Source organism: Mesorhizobium sp. B2-4-13 (assembly GCF_006658535.1).
Classification (GTDB): domain Bacteria; phylum Pseudomonadota; class Alphaproteobacteria; order Rhizobiales; family Rhizobiaceae; genus Mesorhizobium; species Mesorhizobium australicum.
Map to the genome: position 1 here is coordinate 399,333 of NZ_VFVB01000005.1, position 10,076 is coordinate 409,408.

Here is a 10,076-nt window from a genome sequence, read left to right on the forward strand (position 1 = left end):
CTATCTGGCGCACAGGCCTGGCGCCACAAGCCCTTGCGACAAAACAACCGTAACCGGCTCAGGAAAACAGCAATGCCGACAATTTGCGGCGCGCGGCAAGCGTCGCCTCGTCGGTCATGCCCCAGGCCTCGAACAGCTGCAGCAACTGCGTCCTGGCGCCATCCTCGTTCCAGCTCCGGTCGGCCTTGATGATGGCCAGCAGATTGTCGGCAGCCGCCGTGCGATCGCCCATGGCGTTCTGGATCATGGCCAGGTCGAAACGCGCCTGATGGTCCTTGGGGTTTTCCGCAAGCCGCCGCTCGAACTCGGCCGGATTGCCCAGCGCCGCCGCCTGCGCGGCCAGCGCGATCTTGGCGCGCAGGGCAGCCAGCGGCGGTGCGTCCTTCTTGGCCTCCGGCGCTGTTGCCAGGAGCGCCTCGGCACCCTCGGTGTCGCCGGCCTCGAACAGCAGGTCGCCCAGCCCGCCAATCGCCTCGACCGTTTCCGGCGCCTGCGCCAGGATGGCATCGTAGATATCGGCCGCGGTCTGCATGTCGCCGGCGTCGCGCGCCTCCGCCGCCGCGGCCAGGGCCTCGGCCACCGGCGGCGCGCCATTGCCCTTGCCGCCGACCTTGGTGATGAATTCGTAGATCTGGCTCTCGGGAACGGCGCCCATGAAGCCGTCGACCGGCTGGCCGTCCTTGAAGGCGATGACCGCCGGTATCGACTGGATGCCGAGCTGGCCGGCGATCGAGGGATGATCGTCGATGTTCATCTTGACCAGCTTGACCCTGCCGCCGGCGGCCTTGACCGCCTTTTCCAGCTGCGGAGTGAGCTGCTTGCAAGGTCCGCACCACGGCGCCCAGAAGTCGACCAGCACCGGCTGGCGGCGCGATTCCTGGATGACGTCGGCGGCAAAGGCCGCGGTCGTCGTGTCCTTGATGACGTCGCCTGTGGTGGTGGGGCTGGCGGCTGGGGGCGCGGACGTCTCGCCGAATCCGGCTTTGGGCTCGGTTCCGCCATACTGCACCGTGGTGGCATACTGGCCGCCCTTGTTTCCAAATGATCCGCCAAACGGATTGTTGTCGCTCATCTCGTCACCCTTTCGGTCGCGCGGCCGGCCCGTGGCCCGGCGCCCTGTCTCAATTGGAAATCGGCTTTGCCACCCATGTGGCGATCATGCCGAGACTTTCAAGATAGCAGCATCATGCCCGGTTGCCTCGACGAATCTGATGAGATCGGCGGCCGCGATCGATGTCGTCGCCTCGTTGGTCAGGGGATGCGCATTGATGACGGAATGGTCCATCAGATCCTTGTCGAGCACCAGTTTGACCCGGTTTTCCCTGTCGTTGACGATGCCGAACACCGTGACCGCCCCCGGCGTGACCCCCAGAAGCTCCATCAGCATTTCCGGCTTGCCGAACGAAACCCGGCTGGCGGCGCCGATCAGCTGATGTATCTGCTTGAGATCGACGACCGCATCCTCGCCGACGGTGACCAGGAAGAAATTGTCCTTCTTGTCCTTCAGGAACAGGTTCTTGGTGTGCCCGCCGGCGATTTCGCCGCGCAGCGCCTGCGAATCGGCAACCGTATAGAGCGGCGGGTGGCGTATCGTCGAAACCGCGATGCCGAGTTCGGCAAGAAAGGCCATCAGGTCAGCTTCGGTCTTCGGCATGGGTCTCTTCTTCGTTGGTTTCTCGGCCTTGCCGTTTACGGCCAATGAGGCGGCCGACACAAGACCGCCGCGCCAGCGGCGATGAAATCGGCGCGTCGCGGGCGGTTTGCCGGCATCGCTCGGAAGGTTGCAAAAAGCCTGCTATTTCCCTGTTGCAATCGCCGCGCTCTTCAGCCATATAGGCCCGGCTTGCGGCCAAGACGCCGTGTGAGCGGGTGTAGCTCAGGGGTAGAGCACAACCTTGCCAAGGTTGGGGTCGAGCGTTCGAATCGCTTCACCCGCTCCAATTTCCTTAAGGAAATTAAGCACTTAGATCGAGGCCGCCCTAGGGCGGCCCTTTCTTTTTCCGTCTGGTCAACACCTGGTCAACACGGCCGATAACGCTCTCGCTGGGCTCTGCCATGACGAGGCGCGAAATCGCCGCCGCCATAGCGGTCTGTTCCAGTTTCCTGACAATCTTCTGGCCGAGGGGCTTATCGGCCGAACCGCTCGCGAGGGCACCCTATCGAGTGCTGTAGCGAGCGAGCGGCGGTATTATCGAAGTCCCGTCGCGATAGTAGTCCGCTTGGAGCGATTACGATTTGGCCCGGCCGGTGTTTAGCTTACGACCGTTCTTTGTCATCGCCTTTGCCAGCACTTTCCGGCCGAGCCCACTCGATTTCGCCAAAGCCGACCGTTGAGCAGCATAATTCGGTGCCACCATTGGGTAGTCCGACTTCAACCCCCACTTCTCGCGATATTCATCGGGCGTCAGGCCATAGTGGACGCCAAGGTGACGCTTCAGCGATTTGAACTTCTTCCCATCCTCAAGGCAAATAATGTAATCCGGGAACACTGACCGCTTCGGATTAACCGCCGGAGCCTGGGTGGGCTTCTCAGGTTCCGCGGCCTGCCCGATCCTCGCGAGCGAGGAGTTCACGCTTTCGATGAGATCCGGGAGAGATGCGACGGGTATGGGGTTGTTGCCCACGTACGCGGACACGATGTCCGCGGTGAGCTCAATTAGTTGGCTCCGGTGATTGTCGATTTCTTCCGACACGCGATGTCTCCTATCTGCCACAAGCCAAACCTCTTAGCTGGTTCTTCGAAAAATTCCAGCTACGGGACAGACGTTTCAATCCGACAACGGAGACGGGAAGGCACGAGCCACCTTCTCGTTCGAGGCTGACTACGAATCTGGGGTTCAGGAGTTCGAATCTCTTCGGGCGCGCCATTCCATCCGATTGAGTTTCCGCAGCTTTTTTGACCTATCGCGAGCGTCTGCGCCAGCTTGCTTCTTGGAATTCAGCCGTTTTTTCAGCCGGTTCTGGAAAAGTGGATGTTTCCGCGAACGATGTCGCAGTTTGGCGTAAGTGTTCTGCAGCCTCTTCTGTCTCCACAGCCTCTACGAGCTCGGTCGCCTGCTTCAGGTGCCTCGCAACATCAGCGCGGGTCGTGGTGCGGTCCGGCTCATATGGCGGCAAATCGCCCGCAATGGCTTTCAGATCGCGCAGAACGGAAGCGAGGTGGGGCCAAGGGAAATCGGTCGGATCGTCGATATCCCGGTCCGCTCCGACGATCACCTCCAACTTGGCCAGGATGCCAGCTAGGGACAGAGCTGCTACCTCTGGAAGCGCATCCTGAAGTTTGAGCGCCTCAGTCACGGCTAAGACTTCGGCCTCCAGAGCGACAGCGTATTGGCGGACGCCCTCCGATGCGACCACCGGCGCGGGCTGCTTTGTGACTTTGCCCGGGGTCAATACCTGAATTCCGGTATTGCTGATGATTCTCGTCTCCAACCGCTGCTGCATCCTGCAAAGCACCTGAGACGTATGTTGGGCATGACGCCATGTGGCCCACAGGACCATGGCAGGGTCATGTTTTGTTGCTGATGATGGAGCCATCCTGGTTCCTCCAATTCGACACGGCGAGGTCGTATCTGAATTTAAGATAACTGGAAATCAGATATAATTGAAGCCCTCATCTGAACAGGATGAGGCAGGTCTGTGGTCAAAACGCTAGGAACGCCGCGCCACAAATTCTTGATCGCGATGCTGATTGAAAGGCGTGAGGCTAGTGGGCTGACTCAGACCGAGCTCGCCGCGAAGCTAGGCGAATATCAGTCGTTTGTAGCCCGCTTAGAAAGCGGCCAACGCCGCGTCGACGTAGTCGAATTCATCGATCTGGCGAAAATCCTCGGATTCGACCCTTCCGAAGCAATCAAAAGGTTAGCAGCAGAGCCAAACTGAAACGCAGCTAAAGACATCGGAGCCGCTCGCGAGCGCGCCACTCAACAGCGCCGTAGCGAGCGAGCGGCGGCTTTGCGCCTCAATTTCAGCCGCACGGGCCCAGGACGCCGAAGCTCCAAAGCGGACTTCAGGCTGGGATTTTCTATTTGGACGACATGTGCAGATGCAGTGTGGTGGCTTATAGGCCTTCTGACGATTCAGGAGGTTACCGAGACGGGAAGGGCCTTTTCTGGCAGCGGCAGGACATCGAGAACGCCCGCGATCTGCGCCGATCCGTCTTTGGCGTGATCTAGGTCGTAGCGCCGCCCCGGTTCGAGGATGCTGCTCCTCAGCCGTCGGCAAAGCAGATCCGCCAAGGCGGCGTCTTCCACCGCGACGACCACCTGCCGTCCCGAACGCCGAATGGCGGCCAGCACCTCGACAAGGTTCAACGCCCGATAGTCATCGACGTGCTGGACCGGGTCATCGAGAAGTAAGGTGTCCCACTTGCACCACGGCCGCGAAAGATGGACGGCCAGCAGGAACGCCAGCCCGGCAGCCCGGCGCTGCCCGCTGCTGAACAAGAATTGCGGGTTACGGCCGTTCCCGACGGAAAAGTTCAGTGAGGCGCGGACTTTGCCGCCGAAGTCGGTGTCAATCTCTGTCCAATCCGTGTGAGGTCGAAGCCGCCGATACAATTCTTGCAGGAGCGGCATTACCGTCTCGAACTGCTCGACGAGGATCTCATTGGAAAGGCTTTTTGCTGCAGTGTCGAGTTGGCGGGCGGTTTCGACGGCCCGTTCGAGCGAGGCGATCCCCCGCCTAGTTTGTTCGATAAGCGATCTTGCTCGGGCAATCTGGATCTCAAATCCACTTACCCGCTCCACCGCGGTCGAGGCTCCTAGTATCAACGCCGCGCGCTCGAGGCCTATGACGCGTTGCTGCTCCATGGCAGCGCGTGTTTCGGCTCCTATGAGGTCGTCCATGTCGAGGTCGCCGAAGCCCGATAGCTCGTATTCGCGGCGAACGGCCTGAGCCTCTCCCTCATAGAGGGTTTGCTCGGCGATCAGCTCGTCGATGAGGGCCGTGAGTTCACTCACTTTCGCACGAGATGCCTGCAGTTCTGTTTCGGCAGAGGTCAGGCGCCGCCGCGCGTTTTCCAGCCGCTCAACTTGCCCGTCCAGCCTGGACCGAATCCCGTCGAGGGCGGCCCGGAACTCAGTATCCGTCCGAACGGCATCGCACAGTGGGCAATGGCCAGCCTGCAGTCCAAGGCTCGACCCATGCTCAAGTAGCGCCGCGAAATGCACCCCAATAAGGTCGGCATCCTCTTCGCTCGTGATGGCGAGTCGGATCGCCTCGACGGCGTCCTGCCTCGCCGCTAGGAGCTCGTTCTCCCTCTGGAGGTCCACATTGGCCGCAGTGAGTTCGCGGGAAAACTCGTCTGATGCGACGCGATGGTGCAATGACTGCAGTTGCCGAGCTCGTGTAAGGGCGGCGTTGAACCGCGTCAGGGCGGTTCGACGATCGGCCACCATAGCCCGGACCGTTTCGCCCGAGGCTGCTGTCTGACCATTCGGTACTGCCTCGCCGATCAGGCGCATCGCCTCGGCCACGTCGCTGGTTTGTGCGGCCTCGGTTCTTGCCTCTGTCAATTGCGCTAGCAGCCGACCTAGGTCCGCCTGTTGAGACTGTTCCCGTGTCTGTTCCTCGGCCAAGGCCTCTTTTGCAGCTGCCAGAATGCGGCCGGTGCGCTCGCTGTAGTCGGGGCCGGTAATCGCCCCGATGGCAGCCTTTACGGTATTGAAGCGCTGCTGCCCCGGAAGATCGAGGCTTGAAGACGAAATGACTTCGTCGCGGATCAGCGTCGTTTCCATCAACGCCTGGCCTTCCGCCGTTGTGCCCCGTGCCGAGCTGTCCTGAAGGCGCTCCAGAGCCGCCGCCAGTCCCTCAGGTTCAGTTTGGTCTCGATAGCGGGTGACTGCATAACTCTTACCCGCGCGGTCGACGAAGCCAACAGTTACGTAGTGCTTGTCGGCGACGCCTTCTCCGACCCACCAAAGGTGCTCGTGAAGGCCGCCACCTTTGGCCTTCTCCACATCGTATTTGTTGATGTTACCGGTCAGCGCATAATCGATGGCGTCCAGAATAGTGCTCTTGCCGACGCCGTTCCGCCCTGCGACGATCATGAACCCAGCAGGCACATCAAATCGAGCCCGCCTGCGAAAGCCGCGGAAGCCCTCGAACTCGACGAAGTCTAGCTTCATGGCGCACTCCTGAGGCGGACGGCAACCTCGCCTGCGCTCACCGCGTCGTCGAGGAGGGCATCCCGCACTTGCGGAGCGATGGCGTCAGCGCGACGCAGCAGTCTTTCGCGTGCATCCTCTGTAGGCAGCAGTGGCTTGGCCAATACGGGCAGTAGCGGAAGAAGGGCGCGGGTCGCGTCTTCGCGCAACTGTACGCCGGTGGCGGTGAGCTTCCGCGTTCGCTCCAAGTCTTCTTCTATCCACCGCACTTCCCGCTTCTCCTCCTCAGACGCCTGGGCGTCAGTGAGGAAGGCGGTATAGACGTTCCATGCTTTGTCGCCGGCGGCACGAAATTGGATTGAGTGACGTGCCAGGATCGTCGCCTCGACGTCCCGCCACCTCTCGATCAAGGTCTTGGCACTGTCGAAGCTGCACACAAAGCCCATCGTGGCTTGGTCTTCGAACCCCACGGTTCGGATCTGGGTGTTGAGCACGATCCAAGTTTGGTAGCCGGCATTCTCCAAGACCACCTGCGCCATCGAGAGCACGTCGGTCATAGCGCCAGTTCCACCCTTGCCGCGTCCAAGGTGATCCAGCGCGACCCCGCGCCGGCTTTGGGACGGACAATACTGGAGGTTGAACCCTTCGGGATAATAGAGCCCGGAACACCTTGATCCACGGCACCGGCACAGATCACGATGTCCGCCCTCGGCGCTGTCGGCGACTCCTTGAAGCGCTCTTCGACTGTGCTCAGTCCTTCACCCGCACCGTGAACGATACGGATTGTATGGCCGTCCTTGATGTACCAGCTGCCTTGCCTGTCGTTCGATGCGGCGCTCATCAGAAGATGGGCGAGACCCGTTTGGGCGCTCGCGCCTCCCGGCGCCCTCGTGCGAGCGGCCCGGTTGGTCGGGACCCCCTCTGAATCGCGACGCAGGTCATAGAGTGCTTCAAGCTCGATGTCGGGCGCATCGAACCCGCCTGCGGGAGGGGCTGCGGCTTTCTCTATTTGATACAGTGGCGCTCCAACCGCGAACAGTTTGCGCGTCCAAACTTTGGAAAAGGCTTTTCGGATCTCCGGCAGGACGGTGTTGCCCGATTCCTGAACATGGGCAAAGTTGGGGGAAGCGGACAGCTTATCCCAAAGTGCTGGAGCTTTTCTTTGAAGCTCTACGGTCGGCTGTGGGTCAATAACAGTGATCGAAGTGGTATCCCCGCCCACCAACACGTCGGCTAGGACATCATTGAAGTAGCCCCAGTCGGTCCAGAAGCCGATGACCAGCCAATCCCGCCCCGGCAGGTTTAACCGCATCCAGGCTTTGCAACTGTCCACCCTTGGCGCAATGTTTGGGAGAGCTATCTGCCCCTGCGTCCAAAGGGTGTGCTCGCGATCAAGATTCATGCAACCGTGAAACTTTAGCAGTGGACTTGTCTTGTCCGCATAGGCCGTGGCCTGGGTACCGTTGAGAGCCCCGCGCAGCTGCACTTTCTTGTGCAACGACCACTGTTCGATCAGGGTGTCGAAGTTGGCCGATAGGGCAGCACGGGCGCCACCGCTAAGCAGAAGGTCCGCGACGGCCGCATGACCCGCGTTCGGCTCGCCCGTAAGGTCGTCCCACGGAACCAGCCGGTTGATGAAGAGTGGTGCGAATTGGCCAGCGGCTAGGAAATGACCGGCGAGCTGATCGATCTCGTCACGGAGCCCCGCTGGGAGAGCCTGGGTCGGCGCGTATTCATCGTAGACGCGTCGCGCCACGGCCACTGCGGACATCAGCTTACTCGGTTCGGGAATGGAAAGTCCCGCACCACACAATAGAACGAGATTGTTCGCTTCAATGCTGTCGAGGAGCCGTTGAAGAATCTCCGGCGAAATTGGCACCTTAACCTTGCCTCGTATGTCGCTGACCGTCCCAATTACCTTCATAGAATGGCGCAAGCTTTAGCGCAATTGTAGGTTCCGCGGTCGAGAGGTGGGTCGGGGTGGGAATCCTGAATGCGTCGTCTGTGTTAATCGGTCCAAAGGTGGTCTCGGCCAGCTCCCGGACCGCGAGTGGGGCTGAGCATCGGCTGCCGGACTGTTTTTCTACGCGCCTCCGAGAGCGGTCATCCGATATCGCCTTCTGAAGCGCAACGACATCGCCGTCGCGCATGCTTGTGGCTGCCGGCGCCATCACGCACGAAGGCACCTGCTGCCGTGTGATGCGGCGCGTCCGCTGTCTAATCCAGAGTCTTTAGTGCCGGACTGTCCGCAACCGGCCCCGAAACCGCCGTAAGAGATCATCCGCCGAGTCACATCGCGAACGGTGGATGCCAATGGCTAAGTTGGGGTGGATAGTTTCAGTCGCTAGGAGCCCCTGTGGCATCCCCCGGGCCTCCTCGCGGCGTCTCCCTCTTTTCGGCAATGGCGTAGCCCATAACGATAGGGACGACCTCACCCCGAACGACTTCTCGACCGGTTAGGTCCAGAAGAGCCCGGCCAGGCCGATCGAATTGCGGATATGCCGAGCGCGGCGGGGGAAACGGGAGGATAGAATACTGCGCGTTCGCTCCGTCGTGTTCCTTCGAGGGCAGTTGGACTTGAAACTGTTCATTTCCGTACATCAGGATCAAATAGGCATAGGGCACTTTAGCCGCCGCCGGCTTCCTACGCAGGATCATTGCGCCGATTAGGTCGTTGGGTCGCGGCCCCGGCGAGAACGTGTAAATAACGGGGCATTTGTCGGCGAAAAGGTGCGAGTGGTCTGTGTCCCGGATCCAAGCGAGCAGATGACTGAAATTTTCAACCTCCTTGCCCGGCATCAATGTCAAGCCGATCTTCATAAAAGCCTTTAGCACGGCCACTGGGGTGTAGGGGTCCCGTTTGAGCTTGAATGTAACGCGGTTGTTAAGCTCATCCATTTCGAAGATGGGGTCGTCTTCATAGGACTTGATCTCGAACCCACCATTCGTGAACTCGATACGCCATCCAGGAACGTCACCACCTTTCTTCATTGTGGGCACCCCGCTCTTGCCACGGATGCGGGCCATCGTTCGCATTGGCTTAGACCAGTTGCCTAAGTCATTCTCAATTCCGTTTCCGAACAGCTCATTGCATGCGTCGCATTCGTAATAGCTAGTGAGGCCTTTGTTCCCAAGAGACTCCGGTATGGCGTGCGCAACCTTTCGGAACGTGACCTTCGGGTTCGTTTCGCCACAGAACCTGCAAATCCGACTGGTTTTGTCGCCAAGCTCGGTCCGATCGCCAGGCCGTAACATCCATTGTCCGAGGATTTCATAGTTGTCGACGTAGAACTCCCGAACCTCGTCATCCGTTGCCATTCGCCATCCCCAAACCTTTGAACCGAACCCACAGATACAACGCAGCTTGGCCTAACTTCAACGGGCCGCCCGAGATACTGCCGATGCAAACAATGGCGTTCCTGCTTCGATCCCTGACTTGATCGGTCGAGCTGCCCCGGCACTGGTTGTTGACCTTCTCGAATCGGACCAACACCATGCTCAACACACATGTAGACGGGCAGACGTTAAACAGTCCTCGCGGCTCTCGACAGTCACCTGAAATTGTAAAAGTCCGCTTTGGCCGGAAGCGGTCATCGCTTGCCCGAAAAACAGGCGACCGCGAAGGGTCGGAAGCCGAGGGGCAGCTGCCCCCATCCATCCTACAAGCGGGCTGATGGCGTCGGCTTCGACTGGGACATTAGCATCGTCGGCAAAACTTTTTTTGCAACGCTCGTTGCAGCTTTTCCGAATGAATCTGCCACTCAATGTGCAAATTCTTCTTCCAATTCAATAAGTAGAAGGTAAACGACACATTACACATTTCGATGGCAATGTGCGAAACATGCAAAAAGATGCAACAAAAACAACCAACCGACCGCAGCACAATGTGCGGCCTTTTATCTTGCCGTCCTAATCGGTTGTGCTTTGCGAGACTTGGCATCCATCGTCGTTTCTCCTCAATGCCATGAT

At 59.8% G+C, this 10,076-nt stretch carries 9 protein-coding genes and 1 tRNA gene; 2 read left to right on the top strand and 8 right to left on the bottom strand.

Annotated features, from left to right (window positions below):
* Nucleotides 1-58: 58 nt before the first annotated feature.
* Nucleotides 59-1,072 (bottom strand): thioredoxin, encoded by a 1,014-nt coding sequence (gene trxA / locus FJ936_RS17175; RefSeq protein ID WP_141906804.1) that lies wholly within the window; start codon nt 1,070-1,072, stop codon nt 59-61.
* An 84-nt stretch (nt 1,073-1,156) separates the two neighbouring features.
* On the bottom strand, nt 1,157-1,654 hold the full coding sequence (locus tag FJ936_RS17180; RefSeq protein ID WP_015314918.1) for a prolyl-tRNA synthetase associated domain-containing protein: 498 nt from the start codon (nt 1,652-1,654) through the stop codon (nt 1,157-1,159).
* Nucleotides 1,655-1,865: 211 nt separating this feature from the next.
* Here FJ936_RS17180 and FJ936_RS17185 point away from each other — a divergent pair.
* Nucleotides 1,866-1,940 (top strand) — tRNA-Gly (locus FJ936_RS17185).
* A gap of 288 nt (nt 1,941-2,228) precedes the next feature.
* Here FJ936_RS17185 and FJ936_RS17190 read toward each other — a convergent pair.
* On the bottom strand, nt 2,229-2,693 hold the full coding sequence (locus FJ936_RS17190; RefSeq protein ID WP_141906805.1) for a MucR family transcriptional regulator: 465 nt from the start codon (nt 2,691-2,693) through the stop codon (nt 2,229-2,231).
* A 208-nt stretch (nt 2,694-2,901) separates the two neighbouring features.
* Complete coding sequence (locus tag FJ936_RS17195) at nt 2,902-3,537, bottom strand: hypothetical protein (protein ID WP_246680484.1); 636 nt, start codon at nt 3,535-3,537, stop codon at nt 2,902-2,904.
* Nucleotides 3,538-3,639: 102 nt separating this feature from the next.
* Here FJ936_RS17195 and FJ936_RS17200 point away from each other — a divergent pair, with 102 nt between their 5' ends.
* Entirely contained in the window at nt 3,640-3,882 is a 243-nt protein-coding gene (locus FJ936_RS17200; protein WP_246680485.1) for a helix-turn-helix transcriptional regulator, read from the top strand.
* A gap of 197 nt (nt 3,883-4,079) precedes the next feature.
* Here FJ936_RS17200 and FJ936_RS17205 read toward each other — a convergent pair whose 3' ends face one another.
* From FJ936_RS17205 to FJ936_RS17220, 4 genes are all read right to left on the bottom strand, one after another.
* The gene (locus tag FJ936_RS17205; protein WP_141906806.1) at nt 4,080-6,128 is read right to left on the bottom strand and encodes an AAA family ATPase; all 2,049 of its coding nucleotides are present in this window, start codon (nt 6,126-6,128) and stop codon (nt 4,080-4,082) included.
* Entirely contained in the window at nt 6,125-6,664 is a 540-nt protein-coding gene (locus tag FJ936_RS17210; protein WP_141906807.1) for a hypothetical protein, read from the bottom strand. The genes FJ936_RS17205 and FJ936_RS17210 overlap by 4 nt, the downstream gene beginning before the upstream one ends.
* Nucleotides 6,661-7,986: an SIR2 family protein gene (locus FJ936_RS17215; protein WP_141906808.1), complete on the bottom strand. Its 1,326-nt coding sequence runs from the start codon at nt 7,984-7,986 to the stop codon at nt 6,661-6,663. The genes FJ936_RS17210 and FJ936_RS17215 overlap by 4 nt, the downstream gene beginning before the upstream one ends.
* Before the next feature lie 458 nt (nt 7,987-8,444).
* On the bottom strand, nt 8,445-9,425 hold the full coding sequence (locus FJ936_RS17220; RefSeq protein ID WP_141906809.1) for an HNH endonuclease: 981 nt from the start codon (nt 9,423-9,425) through the stop codon (nt 8,445-8,447).
* Nucleotides 9,426-10,076: the final 651 nt, after the last annotated feature.

What these genes read in the sequence shown, in the direction of transcription:
- FJ936_RS17195 (WP_246680484.1), bottom strand. Translation starts at nt 3,537, where the DNA reads ATGGCTCCATCATCAGCAACAAAACATGACCCTGCCATGGTCCTGTGG.
- FJ936_RS17210 (WP_141906807.1), bottom strand. Translation starts at nt 6,664, where the DNA reads ATGACCGACGTGCTCTCGATGGCGCAGGTGGTCTTGGAGAATGCCGGC.
- FJ936_RS17180 (WP_015314918.1), bottom strand. Translation starts at nt 1,654, where the DNA reads ATGCCGAAGACCGAAGCTGACCTGATGGCCTTTCTTGCCGAACTCGGC.
- FJ936_RS17205 (WP_141906806.1), bottom strand. Translation starts at nt 6,128, where the DNA reads ATGAAGCTAGACTTCGTCGAGTTCGAGGGCTTCCGCGGCTTTCGCAGG.
- FJ936_RS17220 (WP_141906809.1), bottom strand. Translation starts at nt 9,425, where the DNA reads ATGGCAACGGATGACGAGGTTCGGGAGTTCTACGTCGACAACTATGAA.
- trxA (WP_141906804.1), bottom strand. Translation starts at nt 1,072, where the DNA reads ATGAGCGACAACAATCCGTTTGGCGGATCATTTGGAAACAAGGGCGGC.